The sequence below is a fragment of the bacterium genome (assembly GCA_021371935.1).
Lineage (GTDB): Bacteria > Armatimonadota > UBA5829 > UBA5829 > UBA5829 > UBA5829.
Map to the genome: position 1 here is coordinate 81,406 of JAJFVF010000021.1, position 18,557 is coordinate 99,962.

15 protein-coding genes are annotated in these 18,557 nt (G+C 50.5%); 6 read left to right on the plus strand and 9 right to left on the minus strand.

Features of this window, described 5'->3' with window-relative positions:
• Positions 1-76: 76 nt before the first annotated feature.
• The 3 genes from LLG46_14310 (at position 77) to LLG46_14320 (ending at position 2,659) form a co-directional block, all read left to right on the plus strand.
• Positions 77-841 (plus strand): GNAT family N-acetyltransferase, encoded by a 765-nt coding sequence (locus LLG46_14310; GenBank protein ID MCE5324470.1) that lies wholly within the window; start codon positions 77-79, stop codon positions 839-841.
• A gap of 291 nt (positions 842-1,132) precedes the next feature.
• Positions 1,133-1,933 (plus strand): serine protease, encoded by an 801-nt coding sequence (locus LLG46_14315; GenBank protein MCE5324471.1) that lies wholly within the window; start codon positions 1,133-1,135, stop codon positions 1,931-1,933.
• An 81-nt stretch (positions 1,934-2,014) separates the two neighbouring features.
• Entirely contained in the window at positions 2,015-2,659 is a 645-nt protein-coding gene (locus LLG46_14320) for a dienelactone hydrolase family protein (GenBank protein MCE5324472.1), read from the plus strand.
• Between the two features lie 156 nt (positions 2,660-2,815).
• On the opposite strand, the gene LLG46_14325 is transcribed toward LLG46_14320, so the two are convergent.
• Positions 2,816-3,976: a DUF362 domain-containing protein gene (locus tag LLG46_14325; protein MCE5324473.1), complete on the minus strand. Its 1,161-nt coding sequence runs from the start codon at positions 3,974-3,976 to the stop codon at positions 2,816-2,818.
• 228 nt (positions 3,977-4,204) lie between these two features.
• Between LLG46_14325 and LLG46_14330 the strand changes: the two genes are divergently transcribed.
• Complete coding sequence (locus LLG46_14330) at positions 4,205-5,965, plus strand: RCC1 repeat-containing protein (GenBank protein ID MCE5324474.1); 1,761 nt, start codon at positions 4,205-4,207, stop codon at positions 5,963-5,965.
• A gap of 57 nt (positions 5,966-6,022) precedes the next feature.
• On the opposite strand, the gene LLG46_14335 is transcribed toward LLG46_14330, so the two are convergent.
• Positions 6,023-7,606 carry a DHA2 family efflux MFS transporter permease subunit gene (locus tag LLG46_14335; GenBank protein ID MCE5324475.1) on the minus strand — a complete coding sequence of 528 codons (1,584 nt, stop codon included), beginning with the start codon at positions 7,604-7,606 and terminating at the stop codon, positions 6,023-6,025.
• A gap of 240 nt (positions 7,607-7,846) precedes the next feature.
• Positions 7,847-9,301 (minus strand): HlyD family secretion protein, encoded by a 1,455-nt coding sequence (locus LLG46_14340; protein ID MCE5324476.1) that lies wholly within the window; start codon positions 9,299-9,301, stop codon positions 7,847-7,849.
• 200 nt (positions 9,302-9,501) lie between these two features.
• Between LLG46_14340 and LLG46_14345 the strand changes: the two genes are divergently transcribed.
• Positions 9,502-10,632, plus strand: a complete 1,131-nt coding sequence (locus LLG46_14345) for an SLBB domain-containing protein (protein MCE5324477.1) — start codon at positions 9,502-9,504, stop codon at positions 10,630-10,632.
• A gap of 391 nt (positions 10,633-11,023) precedes the next feature.
• Positions 11,024-11,560, plus strand: coding sequence for a hypothetical protein (locus LLG46_14350; protein ID MCE5324478.1), 537 nt, complete (start codon positions 11,024-11,026; stop codon positions 11,558-11,560).
• Positions 11,561-11,631: 71 nt separating this feature from the next.
• On the opposite strand, the gene LLG46_14355 is transcribed toward LLG46_14350, so the two are convergent.
• The 6 genes from LLG46_14355 to LLG46_14380 all read right to left on the minus strand — a co-directional run bounded on the left by LLG46_14355 (position 11,632) and on the right by LLG46_14380 (position 18,545).
• Positions 11,632-13,416: a glycosyltransferase family 39 protein gene (locus LLG46_14355; GenBank protein MCE5324479.1), complete on the minus strand. Its 1,785-nt coding sequence runs from the start codon at positions 13,414-13,416 to the stop codon at positions 11,632-11,634.
• Complete coding sequence (locus LLG46_14360) at positions 13,413-14,600, minus strand: glycosyltransferase (GenBank protein ID MCE5324480.1); 1,188 nt, start codon at positions 14,598-14,600, stop codon at positions 13,413-13,415. Before LLG46_14360 ends, LLG46_14355 begins: the two co-directional genes overlap by 4 nt.
• Positions 14,597-15,811, minus strand: a complete 1,215-nt coding sequence (locus tag LLG46_14365) for a glycosyltransferase family 4 protein (protein ID MCE5324481.1) — start codon at positions 15,809-15,811, stop codon at positions 14,597-14,599. Before LLG46_14365 ends, LLG46_14360 begins: the two co-directional genes overlap by 4 nt.
• Positions 15,812-15,829: 18 nt before the next feature.
• Positions 15,830-16,474 carry an EpsI family protein gene (locus LLG46_14370; protein ID MCE5324482.1) on the minus strand — a complete coding sequence of 215 codons (645 nt, stop codon included), beginning with the start codon at positions 16,472-16,474 and terminating at the stop codon, positions 15,830-15,832.
• Positions 16,444-17,310, minus strand: coding sequence for an exosortase/archaeosortase family protein (locus LLG46_14375; protein ID MCE5324483.1), 867 nt, complete (start codon positions 17,308-17,310; stop codon positions 16,444-16,446). Before LLG46_14375 ends, LLG46_14370 begins: the two co-directional genes overlap by 31 nt.
• 191 nt (positions 17,311-17,501) lie before the next feature.
• On the minus strand, positions 17,502-18,545 hold the full coding sequence (locus tag LLG46_14380) for an acyltransferase (GenBank protein MCE5324484.1): 1,044 nt from the start codon (positions 18,543-18,545) through the stop codon (positions 17,502-17,504).
• Positions 18,546-18,557: the final 12 nt, after the last annotated feature.

Genomic DNA, 18,557 nt, shown 5'->3' on the forward strand with positions numbered 1-18,557 from the left:
AATACTTATCCTCCGACAGGATTCAAAACAAGCTCTTCAGGGTATAAACCCTGCATAACACAAGGAGGGCACCCAAATGCGTATTGAACCACTTTCGACAGCTAACTTGAAAGACGGCGTTTATTGTGCTGCGGAAAAACCCAACAGCAACGAAATATACGAACAGCTTGAAGTATGGCTGGAAAGCAATATGCTCAGAGGCCTTGTTGCACGCGACAACAACGATGACGTGACGGGTTTTGTTCTCTATTACCCGATTGAAAGCGCTCCTCTGGATGTTGAAGGCGAAGGGCTATACATGGTCCAATGCCTCTTCGTTAAGCCGGACTGTCAGGCGAAAGGAGTCGGCAGAATGCTGGTTGAAGGCGCTGTGGCAGATGCGCGCACCAGCGGCGCTTCCGGACTGGCAGTCGAAGGTTACAAGAAACGCACTGCCGCCGGTTATGATTTCATGCCTGCGGCATTCTTCCGACATTTGGGTATGGTCGAGGGCGATTCACGCGATCAGGGCACGCTCTATTACTTCAGCTTTGATAATAAATCTTGCCCCACATACGCTCCAATGGATTCTCCAAAGGTCAAAATTGATATCATCGACTGTCGGAGATGCTATGTCGGGGTCAGCGATCGTAAGGTGGTCGATGTTGTTATGGATAGTCACTCGCCGGATGAAGTCAGGCCAAAGGCGGATGTGGGTCAGGCAAGATCGGATGAGGATATGTCAAACGGCGTGTTCGTAGACGGCAAATTGACATATTTCACCGGACCTATATCAGAAAAAGACGTGCTCGAAGCTATTGAAGCTGCCGACTCTGCACACGACAGGTCGATGGATCGCTGAAATCTTGTTTAGTATTTTCTAAAGTGGGGTAAATAGCGGTCGGTAGACACATCACATCCAAACATGACGAAGGCGGCAACTTTGAAGAAAAGTGAGCCGCCTTCGTCTGTACGTACGATCCGATTCAGCTTTATTAAGCTCGACGATTAACCATCAAACTAACTTCGGGGCATTCGCCCGTGAAATATAAAGATTTGCTCCTGATATCCCGAACATATGCAAGCTGGACACACGGTTGAATTCTTGATATCTTAGTTCAAGAGTAATCGACCGATCATGGAGATACAAAATATGGAAAAACGCATCGGCAATATTGCGCTTCTGGCTCTGGTAGTTATGAGCATTTCAGTATTTGCAGTATCCTGCGCCGCGGACATCGCCAGTGATGGGCGGACTGTCGCAGACACATGTAAGGACGCAGTCACGACAGTGCACCTTGTGCTGGAGACTAAGGTCTCCTATCAAGGCGGCAGCGATAAAGAACAGCATAAAGTCACAAGCACTGCTACGATTATTGACCCATCCGGACTGGCCGTAACGTCACTCTCGGATATAGACCCCACCCTGTTCACATCCTATATGGAACAGGATGAGAGCTACAGCATGTCCGTAGACGTGGTCGACCTGAAGCTGAAACTCTCAGACGGAACAGAAATACCGGCCGATATTGTGCTGCGTGATAAGGACCTCGATCTTGCATTCATCAAACCCAAAACCGCACCCGAAAAACCTATGACTTATGTCGATCTGGCAAAAGCAGGCGCTCCACAAATGCTGGATGAACTGATTGTAATCTCCAGGCTAGGCCAGATTGCAAACCGGGCGCTGGCGGCATATGTCGACCGCGTGCAAGCCGTGCTGACAAAACCGCGCACACTGTACGTCGTGTCAGGCGTCTTCGGACTCGGCAGCCCTACGTTTACACCAGACGGAAAGATCGTAGGGATCGTGGTCATCCGTGTGGATCAGAGCCAGGATAGTGACTCTACTTCCAGATCGATGGGCTATGGTGACTCCTTGTACGTGGTCATTCCTGCATCGACTATTGCTAAAGCCGCTTTGCAAGCAAAGGAAGCCGCAGCCGCCAAATAACACAAACTGTTTCGATATATCGTTCCCCCGGGAAAACTAATAAGTCGAAAAGACAGTTCTCCCGGAAGGAACGTGATATCAATGAGAACAACAATCGACAGGCTGGTTCATATCGAGGGGAAAGGAATACGCCTGGAAGGGATGCTGGGTGTGCCCGAAAATGCCATCGGAGTGGTGCTGTTCGCGCACGGAAGCGGCAGCAGTCGGCTCAGCCCGAGAAATCAGTTCGTGGCTAATTACCTCAGAGGTGAAGGGCTTGCCACCCTCTTGATCGACCTGCTCGAACCTGAGGAAGCCGAGGACAGAAGCAAGGTATTCGATATTGCACTGCTTGCAGACAGGCTGAAAATGGCAACGGACTGGCTGCAGAAAAACGACTCCACAGCCGACCTGCAAATCGGCTATTTCGGAGCAAGCACAGGCGCAGCCGCAGCTCTTATGGCCGCTGCCGACAAGCCGGAGATTGGCGCAGTTGTCTCGCGAGGCGGCAGACCCGACCTCGCCCTGGAATTCCTGTCACAGGTAAAATCACCCACCCTGCTGATTGTGGGAGGAATGGACGTGCCTGTGATCCAAATGAACAGGCAGGCATATGAACTGCTCGGCGGGCAGAAGCAGATGGTGATTGTCCCTGGAGCGACACATCTGTTTGAAGAGGCGGGAGCACTCGAAGAAGTCGCACGACTGGCTGCGGAATGGTTCGGCAGATATCTGGAATCTGATTAGTTCCTTAAACTGTGGTCAATTACCGGCAAATTTTTTCAAAATTGACTAAAATAGGGTTGACTGCCTGCCAAAAACCTAGTATAATTACCAGTGCTTCTTTTTTCTCCTTTCACTACCTGTATTTGTTGAGACTTGGCTGGACGCCCAACGGCCAGGTCATCTTTTTGTCAGGATGTCAAACATATTTCCCAACCACCCGCGTCTTAACCGTATAGCCGAAAAGTTGCATACCTCGTGACAGCAGTAGCACCGAATGCACTTGTCCAGATCGATAATCGGAGGCCTGGCTGCAGTGATCGCATGCACTGGACAGGCCCGGGCACAATCACCACAGCCTACGCATTCGGATGAGTTCACTATCGGCACTGCTACAAGTTGGCGTCTCAATATCTTGCGTATCGGCGAAGGTATCCTGTGCCAGTCATTTCTTCCCGATGAAAGCCTGAAATCGCTGACCCGGACGGAGTCTATCGACTCGCCGCGAATGTCAATCGAGTCAAGATCGGCACACCCAAGACCCTGCTCATGGGCGAGCCTGGTGGTGTCTATGGACATTGGATCGATGCCTATTATGCTGCAGGCTACCGCATCCAGCGCAACTGCATCATTTGACGCAATAATCAACCCTACTTGCTTCGGGCTGCCTGCATTGGGACCCTCGCCCTCCATCGCGATAACTGCGTCCATCACGTTCACTGCTGGCCTGAACACTCGCAGCAAATCGACAAGCATCTGAGAAAAATTCTCACTTCTCTCGGCTGACTGAACGTGAAACAAGCCCTTGCGCACACCGGGAATGCAACCAAAAATGTTCTTCACTGCGCCTGTGTATGCAGTCAGGCCATGGGTCTTGAGCTTGGAGATGTTGATTATCAAATCCGATTCCAGGGCAAGGCGCGAGACTTCAAATGAATGGTAGAACATGGCACCGGGGTTAGCTGCCGTAACCACATCTTCCTCAAACCTTACAAGTGGGATACCAAGTTCACTCGCAACCGCAGACATGCCTGTCCGTTCACAGAGCTTTGCATATTTCTGCGCGTTTTCGCCTGCAAATGGTGGGCTGTCACCCAGCGATACACGGCTGCCGCTCGACTGTGCGCATTGCCCGATAGCACGTACGATTGCAGGATGAGTGGTCACGGCCTCCTCAGGCAGGCGAGTGGAGAGTAAATTGGGCTTCAGGAGAATATTTCGAGCCTTGTCAATAACTTTGTCCAGACCCGCAAGCTCCAGAGATTTTATGACTGCCGATGAGACATGCTCGGGCTGATAGTCGGCACAGGGCACTATGGATACGATTGATTGACTTTTCATAGAAAACTACTCTAGCCGAATAATCGTGTGATTGCAAGTGTCATCAGCAGGCATTGCATTCAATCTGCTACCAATTTCTTCACCCGCAGTATTTAGTCCAGGATGGTGCTGAGCAAAGAGTTAAAATTATATGGTGATGAGTTATATATTGCGGAACATTCTCGGTTCACGAATATTCTTATATGTGTTACTGACAGGCTGGCAACTATTAAGCAAAAGAGGAAAAAGATGAAGCTGAACGGGTTTGTAATCGGTTTTGTGCTAGTGTTTTTGTCTCTTGGTTCAAATGTTTGGGCGGTAAAGGCAATCTCTGTTGCGGCGGGCTACAATCACACTGTGGCCTTGATGAGCGACGGCACTGTATGGGCTTGGGGAGACAACAGCCATGGTCAGATTGGAGATGGAACTTGTACCACTACTAGATCTACACCAGTTAAGACATCCATCACTGAAGTTGAATCAATAGCGGCTGGTTACAATGGCACGGCTGCCATCAGAAATGACGAAATGGTGTGGACCTGGGGACAAAATGCCTGGGGTCAGATCGGCGATGGGACTACAACCAACAGATACTTTCCCGTGCAAGTTGTCAACTTTACTGGAGTTGTCGCTGTATCGGCAGGTGGTAATTTCACGGTAGCCCTAAAAGCAGACGGCACCGTATGGGCGTGGGGAATGAATAGCAGTGGTGAACTAGGCGACGGAACCACGACTAACAGGCTTACTCCAGTGCGTGTTGTTGGCCTCGATAGTATAGTTGATATCTCTGCAGGCGCTGGTCACACAGTTGCGCTGAAAAATGATGGAACGGTATGGGCCTGGGGAACAAGCCGCTACTTTCAGGTTGGTGATGGGACATATATCCCAGTGCAAGTCTCCGGGTTATCTGGAATAGTTGCCATCGCCGCCGGTTTTGGACATATATTAGCTCTGAAAGATGATGGCACGGTGTGGGCTTGGGGTGGCAATGGACATGGCGAACTGGGCGATGGAACAACTACCAAAAGGCTGACACCGGTACAAGTTCAAGGGCTTGATGGAGTCATTGCTGTCTCGGCAGGCTGGTATTATACGGCGGCTATTAAAAGCGACGGCACAGTCTGGACGTGGGGAATCAACCATTACGGACAGTTAGGAGATGGAACATATACATCCAGGTCAACTCCAGCGCAGGTTTTGGGTATTGACGGTGTTATTGGCATTGCAGCAGGTGCTTACCATACAGTGGCGCTAAAGAATGACGGCACTGTGTGGGCATGGGGCAATAATGCATGTGGCCAATTAGGTAATGGTAACGAGGCCGTTAATACACTACCACGTACGGTTTTGGGATTTGAACCGTTATCGACAGCCAAAGCGAGATCCAGCGAAAGCCAAATACTTGCAATGGATTGTGTGGTCACAGGGAAATTCGACGATTGCATATATGTTGAGGATACAAACAGGTTATGCGGAATCAAGGTGGCTCCCGCACCCAGCGAAGCCGAGCTTGGAAAACTGATAAGCATTTACGGCACACTGACTACTATCGACGGAGAAAAGGCTATATCGCTGTCCTCGTATGATCTACTGACTGATTCTGCATCGGTCAGTCCACTGGGAATGACAAATCAGTGCCTCGGCGGTGGTGACTTCTTGTATGATGGAACCACAGGTGAAGGCCAACAGGGAATCTATGGCTGGCAATTGGTCAAGAATGCAGACACAGGCAAGCTGGAGAAAAAATGGCAAAAGCTGGCAGGAATAAACAACATCGGCTTGCTGGTGCGGGTATGGGGAAAGGTCATAGATGTCGATACAGCTTCGACTCCGAGCTGGTTCAAGATATCAGATGGATCTCTGAATAATGTTAAAGTGAGTGTTCCGACAGGTGTAAGCATTCCAAGTATGGGTGATGTTGTGGCAGTCACCGGAATAAGCTCATGCGAGATGTCCGGTGATGAACTGACCAACCTGGTAAGAGTCAGGCAGCAGTCGGATATAGAATAGATAGTTGCACATATGGTGTCGGCGCTGCATTGATCCGCGTCGACACCAGCTTCAAGCTCAGTGTACCGCAGTCGGCGATTGCGGACTGCGCTGCGGGCGCCGCATCAAAAATACCAGAGGTACCAGCAAAATCATTACTACACCCAGCAGCCAGAACGTATCCACAAAAGACATCATTGCAGACTGGCGGATTACCATCTGGTAGGCAACAGCTACGGCCTGCTTCTGGGCATTCAGATAGCTCTGGCCTGCCGCGGTGAGTCCCGCGACTGCCTCCTTAAACCACTGCTGAAATGTCGGATCAAATGTCGAAATGTTCTCGACCAACCTGGACTGATGGAACTGCTCACGCCGGGCAAGCAGTGTGTTTACACCTGCAATACCTACACTGCCGCCGATGTTGCGCAGAAGATTGAATATACCTGTGGCGTTGCCTGTCTTCTCCTGTGAAAGAAAAGCAAAGGTGACTGTGGCAAGCGGGACAAATAGAAATGCAAGCCCGACACCCATGATTATCCTCGGATATGCCGCGTCCCAGAAGCTGATCTGCAGGTTATAGCCGGACATTATAAACATCGACAAAGAAAGCAGTGACAGGCCGAAGATGATCATATAACGTGAGTCCCACTTCCCGACCAGATAGCCCACTATGGGCATACAAAACAGTGTCCCAATGCCGCCGGGAGACATTGCAAGCCCACTTTGCATGGCTGAATATCCCAACAGAGTCTGCAGCAGCACCGGCTGAAGGACCATACTTGCATATAGCGCAATTCCCAGCATGAATATAAGAAAGACACCGGGCGCATAGTTGCGCACCTTGAAGACTGTGAGGTCTATGATCGGGTGCTGCGTGTATAGCTCCCACACGACCAGTGCGATCAAGCTGACTGCAGAAATAATCGAGAGATGCAGTATCCACGATGTCTGGAACCAGTCGTGCTTCTGACCGGTGTCCAGCACAACCTGAAGAAAGCCGATTCCCAGCGCAAGCAGACCGAGACCGATATAGTCGACTTTGATCGTCCCGCGCCGCAAATACGGCGGATCGACGACATATATCTGCGCCATTATCATCGACAGGATGCCTATCGGGATGTTGATATAGAATATCCAGCGCCAGGAATAGTTGTCCGTGATCCATCCACCGAGTGTTGGTCCTATGATCGGCGCAAAGACTACCCCGACCCCGAATATGGCCATGCCCATCCCTCGCCTGTTGACCGGGAAGCACTCGAGCAGGATGGCCTGGGATATAGGTTGAAGTGCACCGCCCCCAAGACCCTGCAGAACACGGTAGAGAATCAACGAGTCCAGCGAACGAGCAAACCCACACAAAAATGATGAAACCACGAATGCGGCGACGGAAAGCATATAATAGCGCTTGCGTCCGAAAAGCATACTCAGCCAGCCAGTGGCGGGCAGCACGATTGCATTTGAAACCAGATATGAGGTCAGGACCCAGGTGCTCTCATCGATTGTGGCTGAGAGGTTGCCCGCAATGTGAGAAAGAGAGACGTTGACCACCGTGCTGTCCAACACCTCCATGAAGGTCGCCAGCATTACCGCAATCGCAACTATGCCCGGTGTGCCGACCGGACACCATCCCTGCTCACTTATGTTGTCTGCTCTCTCTTCCATATAAGCTCTGGTTTCTGGCTCTAGTAAGCCCTCCAGGTAAGATACCTGGAGGGATATAATAGATCGTGATCTAGGTGCATCTCAAAATCAGGATGAAGCCACATGTCATTCCCAGCATGACTGGGAATCCAGAAACCTGCGTTCCGACGATCTGGATCCCCGCTTTCGCGGGAATGACATAGACTTGTTTACCTATAATATGGGATGCATCCTCATAAACTTTTTGACTCATTGACCCAATCATCGCAAATAGACTGTTGCAATCACGTTCTGACCCGGCCTGAGAATTACCCCCTTGGGCAGCTTCTGGTCCAGGACGATCTTTACAGGTATGCGCTGTACGACTTTGACAAAGTTGCCGGTCGCATTCTCAGCCGGCAACAGGCTGAACTTGGCAACCGTTGCTGCCCCGATGCTGTTTACACGGCCTTTGAGAGTTATGCCCGGATATGAGTCCACCGTAAATGTCACCCTCTGACCGGAACGCATGCGGCCTGTCTGGGTCTCTTTGAAGTTTGCAACCACCCAGACATCTGTGAGCGGGACAACAGCCATCAGCATCTGGCCGGGCTGGACATATTGACCCATCTGCACACTCTTCTCACTGACGGCTCCCCTGACCGGAGCTTTTATATTTGTATATGAGAGCAGCAGGCGGTCGTTGTTCAACTGGGCCACGCCCTGCTTGACAGACGCTTTGGCTGCGCCCCTTTGAGCTTTGCTGATCGAAATCTGCTCGGGAACAGTCTGAGCGCCCGCAAGAGCAGCCTGCGACTGCTTAAGAAGCGCAAGCGCGCGGTCTGCTTCGGATTTTGCCGTGTCCACACCTGCATTGGCCTGATTGGATGCATCTACTGCTGCAGCTTTCTGCGAATTGTCACGTTTAAGAACAGCCTTTGCAGCTGCCAGACCGGCAAGTGTACGGCTCAGAGCTGCTTTTGAACTGGCTACCTGCTGCCTGGCTGCATTCAGAGCTTCCTGGGCGCTGATGTTTGCAGTCTCAAAGTTCTCGAACTGCTGCGCCGAAGCTGCTCCGGCTGCGTACATATCCCTATATCTGATATAGTTGCTGGCAGCATTCTTGGCCTGAGCGGCAGCGGATTTCTCATTTGCCTGAGCGGCCTTTACCTCCGCCTCGACAGCAGTGACCTGAGCAGCAGCGGCATTAACAACTGCCTGCGTTGCTTCAACAACATCGCGCGCCGCCCGGACTTGTGCATCTGCCGACCTTGCCTGGGCAATCGCTGCGATTACCTGATCGTTTGCACTTGACACGGTTGCTCGAGCACTTCTGACTGCAGCCTCGGCCTGATCGCGTGCAGAAGGGGCCGTCTTGCCCACAACCGACACCTGTCTGTTGCTCACCGACTCCTGCGCAATTGCTGCATCCACCGCTGCTGATGACCTGCGAACCCTGTCAAGATACTCCTTTCGATCCAGTCGAACAAGCAGATAGCCCTTATCCACAAGTTGGTTATCGCTGACATTTATCTCGACTACGTGACCTGCAATCCTTGGACTGATCGGAACAAGATGACCCGCGACCTGGGCATCGTCGGTCGATTCCTTGCCCAGACTCAATATCCAATATACCAGCACGCCGATGCAGACGAGTATTACACCAACCACAATGATCGGTCTCTTGTGGGAAGTGAAGAATCTGCTTAGTCTCGATGGTTGCTGCTCGTCGTTCAATGCACTTTCCTCTCCATTACAGATGAAGTTATACCAAGGAATACTGTCAGTGAAACTTTGCAGGAACCATTAAGAACGCCTGCAGCGTATCCATGAGCAGGCTGCAATAAATAAAGGTTCCGGGCATAAAATTGCTTGACTATAAGCCCATGCACGGGAATAATATTTATGGAATCTCTGATCACGGAGGCAATCACCTAATGAAGGCAACCTATATTATTCTTGCTATAATGCTGCTTGCAGGCTGCATTATCCCTATGGCAGCCATCGCGGACGGCTCGAAACTGGCTAAAGGTGATGTGATCGACGTGATTGTTGATGGAGAGAAGGACTTCTCTAAACAATATCAGATCAACGGCAACGGCTGCATTCTGATGCCCATGGTCGACGCAGTAAAGGTTGTCGGTCTCAACACAACCGACGCTTCTGCAGTTATTACCAAGGCGCTTAATAAAGTGCTAGTCAATCCGCAGGTGAGTGCTTCATTTGTGGAACGTGCCAAGATGCAGGTGTATGTCGTCGGCCAGGTAAACAAGCGTGGACTCATTGAGATCGGTGTGGGAGACAGGGTCCTGCAGGCACTGGCACAGGCCGGTTATGACGATACAGCAGACCTTTCTCACGTAAACATTAGAAGAGGTGACGAGATTATTGACCTCGACCTCGCCAAATACCTCTCCGGCGAAGACCTGACAGTCAATAGAGAATTGGAATCAGGAGACACGATAGTCGTATCCCGAGTGGATATGATTGGCAGCGTAATTGCTTCCGGTCAGGTCACCAAGGTCGGTTCCATCCCACTGAAACGCAATATGACTTTTCGTGAAGCGATGGGGCTGGTGGGTGGAATTACTGTTGAAGCCGATCCCGCAAAGATTACCGTAAAAAGAGAAGGAACCGCCGAACCGATTAAAATCGACTATGAAAAGGCTATGGCAGGTGACCCAACAGCTGACGTAATCCTCGCACCAGGCGACACAATATATGTGCCTGAACTCGAGATATCCTATTTCACGATATGGGGAGGCGTCAATAGACCTGGACAGTATCCATTCAAAGGAAAGCTGGCACTCAGCGAAGCAGTCGGTGTTGCGGGAGGTGCCGTTACCAACGTCGGAGACCTCCGAAAGGTCAAAATAATGCACGCCTCAGGCCCGGAAGCAAAAGTTGGCGAATCCATTACTGTCGACCTTACACAGGTTATTAGAGGCGCTGCCGACGAACCACTGGTTCGGCGCGGAGACGTTATATATGTAACTGAGCACAAACAGAAAACCAATCTCTGGAACGCGATTCAGACGCTTTCACCACTGTGGTGGATATTCAGGTAAGCTAGCCCGAATTATGCTCGACGAGCATAATTCACATTTCTCGTGAATAATGCGCGCCAGATATTATCTTCAAAAAAACACAAGGTGCTCGACATAAAAATTTACAGCTTCATCCTGACCAGGCCGAGATATCATCATTATTAACACACACAGCGCTCATTACACACACATATTACCATTTGCCAGCCCATCCCCCTGTTAGAATTACTGGTTTTTCGTCTCTGCTATTGACATTCGTATCAATCTCGGCTATTATCAAAGAGTATAGCTAGGCAGCATATACCTGCACGGCAATTTGACTTTGCGGGATTTGCCGTCAGTTGTTGCGTCGGGTCGATAGGCAATGCTGCTCGAGGGACGCGATTGTTTTTAGAAGGGAGGGAGTATACAAATGAAAAGATTTGTAGTGCTGCTTGTTGTTGCATTGGCACTTTGTGTATTGGCCACTGCTGCACAGGCAACAGATTGGACCACATATCTGACCAGCACCGGAACAACCGGCACGATTAAGGTTGTTTCCAGCGTCACCCAGGTAGGCAGCCTGTGGCATTACAGCTACGATGTGACACCAGTGTCACCAGCTGATTATGTCAGAGGATATACCATTGTTCTGGGTAGCAAAGTAATAGCACTGGTCTCTAATGTGGCTACAACCGCATCCGGTTGGAGCGGATACGCAGATGCCACTAAAGTATACTGGACTTGGGAAGGAACTGATGCAGAACGCCTTAATACCGGCGAGACGTTTACCTTCTCGTTCGACCATCCTTGGTCACCGGTGGCTTTCTATAATGCAAGTTGCCAGGATGACTTTGGATTTAGTGGAGTCGTAGCAGGTCCAGTGGTGCCTGAGGCATCTACAATGCTCCTTGGCTTTGCGGGTCTGAGCTGTATTGCTGGACTGCGCAAGTTGCGAATCAAGAAGTAAATTATGAACGCCAAGCTTGGTGCGAGTTGTAAATAATTTGGCGGGGCACATGCCCCGCCTTATTTTTTGCCCTACTCTGAACCGGCTTCGTAGACCTGTATTTCGTCGGAAGCATATGGACCAAGATCAGCCTGTCTGAAACCCTCTAGAGCCTCAAAGACCTCTGAGTTCCTTTGGCTCTGATTGAAAAACCTCTTAATGCTCGTTGCTTCCTCGCTGTCATGGCCCAGCTTTTGGCTGTGAACGCGGACCCGCTCCAACACCGCATCAGGGTCTGCAATAAAATCACGCTGCAGTTTGCTTGTAAAGAGCCTGTACCATATCTCATCGGCAGGCAGGCTGCGAGACTCATTCGTCAGCACGATCGTGTGCATTCTGAAACCGTTCAGGCCAAGATGTTCTATATCTTTGTCGGACAGGGGCAGCCAAACCCCATCCATATGCAGGTTGCGCCAGGCAGCAAGCCATGGAATATCAGTATATATGCACCCGATATTGAGTTTGTCTCCCTGGGACAAGATCGTCGATGCCTCGCGCAAAGTATCATATTTTTCTGGAGCCCTCCAGATGATTTGGGCGAGAGCAGGCCAGAAAGTAATCGCTATAACGCCGATCATCAGGCCTCTCCAGAACACCGGGTGCAGTTTTTTTGCATCCAACAAAAGAAAGAAATATGCGCTGCCGTATATTGCTGCCATAGGCGCCAGTAAAACAAGTGCATTATGATCAATGCTATAAAGCGCAATTGACACAAGTAGAATCGGAGCAAGGACATAAAGCAACCCCCTGACCGCGTTTGCAGTAGGTGGTTTGAACTTATACAGCATGCTCACGACCGCAAGCGGCAGTATTACTAACCCCAGTATGGTCAGCAGATCGACGAGTGCGCTTGATGTGCCGGTCATCAGCTTTCGCGAAAAAGAAGAAAAGTGCTCTATAGGATACAACAAGACTCCGGTCATACCTCGGCCAACTCCGTCCATGCTCCTGTACAAAGTGCTGCCCGGATACTCACCGGTATCGGCCATTATATCCCACGCATTTGCTCCTAAGATCGATCCACCTGTCAGCTTTGCTTCCCTGTATGCCCATGGAGCAACCGCGATTGCAGTAATTACTAAAAACAAAACCAAATGTTGAATTCGTCTGCGGCCAGTAAAGGCAAAATATAGAGCAACAGGAATAAACAAAAATATGAGAGTCTGATGCGTCATATAAAGCAGGCAGATCAATATAGCCGATATGAATACATAAAAATAACCTGCCCTGCCGCCGCTCATCGAACTCTTGTGATGTGCCGCGATTGCCAGCATCAGTAAAACGAACCAGAATCCAGCCATCGTCCACTCACTCGCAGACATAGCTGACTGCAGCACAAACGCAGAGATGCACATGCCGACCGCAGCCAATATGCCCGTGCGCCAGTCGAAGAGCATCCTGCCAAGAACAAATGTCGCTATTAAAGTGAGAAACCCAAATATCATCGATGTCCGAACAACTGCCTGGTCGCTGACTGCAGTCAATTTGAACACGGCTGCAACAACATACGGGTAAAGAGGACCATGGTTTATTTCAGGCAGAGGAGCGGACATATCATTCATAAGCCCGGCGTTGAACGGCCTGATGAAACGCGTCGTAAAGCCTTTGCCGGTGGATATGTTCAAGCTGATCTGGGCAGTGTCCATCTGGTCGCGGGTGGTCAGCCCTACAAAATTTTGCACGTAATATCCGGCCATGATAGCGCCCAGCACAATAAATATCCCAACACTCGCAAGTATGCGAGACCAGTTTATACCCTGCATCCTCAGAACACGTTGGCTCGCACTGCTGGTCCTGTCATCCTCTGCGACACTCATCTATTTCCTCCATTTGCGACCACTTCTTCGTATATTTGCTCCAGATTACGAACACTCGACATCCATGAAAATCGTTTGATGACCTCATGCCTGCCTGTGCATCCGATATCACGTGCAGATTCAGAGTTATCCAACAGCCTGATTACTTCTTTCGCCGTTTGATCCGCACTCTGAGCACATATCGTGCCCGGACAGTCGTCACCAAAAGCTCGCAGGGCTATGGGCGTGGCGACCACAGGCAGTTCCATCGCCATAGCCTCCAGCACCTTGTTTTGTATCCCGACCGCAACCTGCATAGGCGCAACCGCAACCTGAGCCGAATCCAGATATGGACGGATGTCCGGCACATATCCGGTGACAGTTATGCCGGGCATCGCAGACAGGCTCATAATATCAGTCGACGGACCGCTGCCTGCAATGATGAACTCGGCATCCGAGTGTTTGCTGCGAACTATAGGAAAACACTCCTTTGCAAACCAGGCTGCTGCCTGGGCATTCGGACTGTAACCCATCTTGCCGCTGAATATAATACGTTTCGAGCTGCGAGACGTGCCCAGTGGGGCAAAATAATCCGTGTCCACTCCGTTACCAATTACGTCCACCCGAAGACAAGGGTTCATCGCCAGCAGTTCATCGCGCTCCGTATTTGCGGTTATCACAACACGCGCGAACTGCTGCAATACACGAGGCTCATATCTTCTCAGTTTTATTTCTTCTTCGAGCATGACCAGCTTTGATATGGGATTCCTGCGCTCGGAGGCCATCTGACGGAACAGACTCGTCAAACAATCGACCGAATCGAACACTACAGGCACATTGCCCATTACAGATGCAAAATGGGCAGCCCGCAGATGCTCGATATGAACAATATCGAACTTGGATCGGCGCATTATCCTCGATATCGTTCGCTTCATTGCCTGTGACCAGCAAAATGCTGCGCACATGGGTATCGGGGTCGGCAGAGCGATCAGCGACTGCGAAAGACCGCGCAGCTTCGAGTGAGGCACGATATGCAGGTCATTCACGATATCAGGCAGTTCGTCCGCGCCCTCGACTTTGCGCCCGTCCGTCTCACCCAGCGCGACCACAGTGACCTGGTGCCGCTTTGAAAGCTCCTTTATCAGATGGAACGGCCTGACTCTGATCCGGCTCGGAACATATGGAGCTATGAAGAGTATGTTCATGATCGAACTCCATCGGCCAGAGCACCATACACCGAAAGCAGCCTGCCCCCTACTACCTGCCATGAATACTTCTTACAGACCAGGGCACGGCCGCTCCGTCCGATGCTGTCGGCAAGCTCGCGGTCCTGGAGCACCTTCACCACTGCATCCGCAAAGTCCGCAGGACTGTCGGCAAGCATAAGATGTCTGCCGGACTCAACTTCAAGACCCTCGGCTCCTACCGAAGTCGATACGACAGGCAGGCCCATAGCTAAAGCATTCAATATCTTTACGCGCACACCGCTGCCTGAGCGCAGCGGCACTATGAATGCGCCACAGTCTTTCGCGAGATCGCGAGAATCGCTGACATAGCCGATCACCGCAACCGATGGATCGGACGCCAGAGCCTTGATCGACTCAACAGGTCTTTGGCCTGCTATCGTTAGTGTGCACTCAGGCATCTTAGCCTTGACTAAAGGATAAATGTCGCGGCAAAAATACAGCATAGAATCTATATTGGGAGGCCAGTACATCGTGCCTATCGAAAGTATGTTGTTTGAACCCTCGGTTCGCTCGATGTGCTGGAAATAGTCCACATCCACGCCTATCGGTACGTTCACTATATTGTTCAACTCGGAGCAGAGCCTGGTGAGTGTGGATTTATCCTCATCGCTTACCGTCAGCACCGTCGATGCCCTGCGGCAGATGTCCATCTCATACCTCTGGAGTTTCGGCCACTCGATCCCCGCATACATGCGCACCGGCAAGCTCTCAGACGTATCGGCAAGGCGTTTGATAATCATAGACTCTACGTTATGGTGGTCCAACACGGTCTTATAAGAGCCGCCAAAGTCCACAAACTGAGCCATTTGAAGATGATCTATATGGACCACGTCCGGCTGAAAATCCGATATGATCCGGTCATATGCGCAGCGCATATCGTCCCTATAGTCGCGGCTGACTATAAACGATTTGCCCATTGTTATTGCACGTAAAAGATCATAAAGCTGTCTAAATTTGCTGCGGTTCAACCTCACAAGATCGACCTTACATATCGACTCAAGTTCACTCAAGTGCTCAAGTTCATCGTCTGACCTGACATACGCCAGCACACGTACGTCATGCTCGGCTGCAAGCGCTTTGAGCGTATAATACGACTTGATCTTGCCGCCTGAGTCCAAAGGCAGAGGGAATAGGTGTGCCAGGAACAGAATTTTGAGGCGCTTAGTCAAAGCAAGCTTCCTTTTGCGCTATTTCATCGCTCGTATCATAGGGTCGGAGGCCGACTGGATGAAGTCCATAATCTGGGTCATTGTCTCTGATTCAGAGTCGTAAACACCGCTTGTGACGCGGATGAATGCCCAACCATCTCTCGACGGATGAAGACGCGCTAAAGCCATGGACAATTGCTGTTTTGCAAAACTCGATTCCGTGTGTCTGCCTTGAGCCATCCAATAGACGGATATCATCTTCGAGCCGGTGTTTGTGTCCACAGCAACCAGCTTGACAGCCGGAGACTTGTGACCGGCATACGGAATGAGCATGCGCGTCTGAGTCACATTATAGCCCGATCCGCTGAAGCACATCTCCGACATATGCCAGCCGCGCCTGTCATGACCTTTGTAAATCATCATAAGATTTATCTGGTTGCCGTTATCGTCAATATAGTTGCGCACGAGAAAGTTTTCCTTGCTCACCATCCATCCGCCCAATACATTCTTTGTCTGCTCGATATCAAGGCCGTCCGCACGCCAGGCTCCGATATGCCTGGGCATAGATGCAAGGTCGGCACTCGAAGCCGGGACGAAAGGCTTGCTGTGCGCCCAGTATGTTATTCCGGTCGATATGATAAGTAGTATGAATACTAGGCAGTAGTTCGGCGAGCGCTTAGCCATTCAAACCCCCAGTTGATCAGAAAAAGCAATATTATGGCCACCAAAAACAAGATCGGGCTGGACCATTCATGATATATATGCATCGCATTCTCCCACCCCCACTGGTAGCCGACCAGAGCAATTGTGGTAATGCGGACTATATTAGCGGCAAGCGCAATAGGAAGCGAGAATGCAAAGAGTGTCCACTTATAGGCGGGACGCAGGCGCGTCAGATATGCAAAAACCGCACTCACCCCAACCAGCGCGACAAGTGAACTCATCCCACTGCAGGCCGGAGCCACTTCAAACTGGTAGCCATCGACCGATATCTGAATGCCCGCACGAGATACGTCAAGCCCGAGGAGGCCGAGTATGTGGGCTGTCGATCCACTGGCGAGAAGCTGCATCGGCAGGCCGAGGCGGTCGATCAACCCGCCGGGCACCGGAATCATAAACACCATATAGGCAAGCGGAAATGCCATCAGCTTTAATAGTCCCTTGCCATGTAAGTATAGACACCCGCCAATCAGCAAGATTATTATTGATACGCCGGACGGACCCGAGAGATCCAGTAGCATGCCCGAAAGATGAAGCAATAGGCCTAATAGAATTATGACAAGTCCCCATATTGAGGGCGATTTGCTCAACTGCACAGCCTCAGGCCACTTTTTCCATACAAAATAGCCGGAGACAAACGGCACCAGAAAACCCAGGCTGTACTGCGCATCTTCCATCCATTTATTGCGCAGATAGGCAAATGTCGGGATATACATTATGACGGCAGCGACTATGATCGCGAATACCCATATACGCGCTCGTCGATCATGCCCTTTGCCGATGCCATCGATTGTTGACATATTGTTGACTCCAAATCGCCTGTGGCCTGTATTGGAATTATACCGAATGGATCAATATACCTTCAGACACCTAACCCGAATTATGCTCGTCGAGCATATTTCGGGTCCGGGCCGCGCATCATTCACGTTTCTCATGAATAATGCGCGCTAATGGATAATGCCATATTCCATTGCCATGCCGCAACTCTTTATCACGCAGTTGACGCTTTGACCGCTGTTTTTCGTTTGAGACACTTCTTTTCTATGATATGCCATGAGAGTGCGGCAAACAAGAGAACGAACGGAAACGATATGAGCATATTGAATATTGGACTCATCCTGCCGCCGCTTATCAGCATCACGGTTTGCTGGATCGGAAAAGCATATATATACATGCCGTAAGAGAAATCGCCACGCTTGGCAAAGCTCCAAAGATTGCCGCACGGCGTAAATGCACAATACATAACCAGATATGTCCCTAAAATCGGCAGCAGCCGGTCAAGACCGCCCAATTGAGTCGATACCAACAGTCCAACAAGCGCTGCAACAGCCAGCCATTTGCTGAGCCTGATATGATCGCGATAGGCATAACACAACATCCCAGACGCAAAGAGCTTGGTGAAGGCAAGCATAGTGGATATATGCCATCTGTGCCATGTCCAACTCGCCGGCAGCGGCGCGATCATTACAAGCAAAAAGAGAATCAGTATTGGCCGCCTCTTGAGCAGCCCAACTATCCCCATTACGGCAACTATACAATAGCAAAGCACCTCGAAAAACAGCGTCCAAAGCGAACCGTTTACCGCATTTGGGAAGGGATTTGATACAAAAACACCCGGCAGCGCATCGGAATTGCGCAGAAACATCGTGCCAAGGTATCTACAGGTCTGACGCTCGTGTAAATATTCTGCAAGCGGCATACTCGTCACCATCGGACCAAGCACAAATGCCGTAAGCAGCACAACCACCGCTAAACCGGGGAAAATTCTCAAAAAACGTGCCCTCACAAAACGCTTGATGTTTTGCGAACGGTCGTAACTGGCAGTAATCAGAAAACCACTGATTATAAAGAACACCGCAACCGCAAAACGCCCTAAAGTCAATTGATCGTGAGTGAGCAGCACCATTAACTCACGCTTGTCTGTTCCCGTAGACAAGGGGAAAGCATGAGAAATGATGACCAGTGACGCGGCAAAAAAACGTATAAAGTCCAGGTTGTTCTTTCGAGTTTTTATGCAAGCCGACAAATAGCGCATCGGTGTATGGTA

Coding starts and splice junctions, on each gene's coding strand:
- LLG46_14375 (MCE5324483.1), bottom strand. CDS start 17,310: ATGTCAACAATCGATGGCATCGGCAAAGGGCATGATCGACGAGCGCGT.
- LLG46_14350 (MCE5324478.1), top strand. CDS start 11,024: ATGAAAAGATTTGTAGTGCTGCTTGTTGTTGCATTGGCACTTTGTGTA.
- LLG46_14325 (MCE5324473.1), bottom strand. CDS start 3,976: ATGAAAAGTCAATCAATCGTATCCATAGTGCCCTGTGCCGACTATCAG.
- LLG46_14345 (MCE5324477.1), top strand. CDS start 9,502: ATGAAGGCAACCTATATTATTCTTGCTATAATGCTGCTTGCAGGCTGC.
- LLG46_14360 (MCE5324480.1), bottom strand. CDS start 14,600: ATGAACATACTCTTCATAGCTCCATATGTTCCGAGCCGGATCAGAGTC.
- LLG46_14370 (MCE5324482.1), bottom strand. CDS start 16,474: ATGGCTAAGCGCTCGCCGAACTACTGCCTAGTATTCATACTACTTATC.
- LLG46_14355 (MCE5324479.1), bottom strand. CDS start 13,416: ATGAGTGTCGCAGAGGATGACAGGACCAGCAGTGCGAGCCAACGTGTT.
- LLG46_14335 (MCE5324475.1), bottom strand. CDS start 7,606: ATGGAAGAGAGAGCAGACAACATAAGTGAGCAGGGATGGTGTCCGGTC.
- LLG46_14320 (MCE5324472.1), top strand. CDS start 2,015: ATGAGAACAACAATCGACAGGCTGGTTCATATCGAGGGGAAAGGAATA.
- LLG46_14315 (MCE5324471.1), top strand. CDS start 1,133: ATGGAAAAACGCATCGGCAATATTGCGCTTCTGGCTCTGGTAGTTATG.
- LLG46_14330 (MCE5324474.1), top strand. CDS start 4,205: ATGAAGCTGAACGGGTTTGTAATCGGTTTTGTGCTAGTGTTTTTGTCT.
- LLG46_14380 (MCE5324484.1), bottom strand. CDS start 18,545: ATGCGCTATTTGTCGGCTTGCATAAAAACTCGAAAGAACAACCTGGAC.
- LLG46_14310 (MCE5324470.1), top strand. CDS start 77: ATGCGTATTGAACCACTTTCGACAGCTAACTTGAAAGACGGCGTTTAT.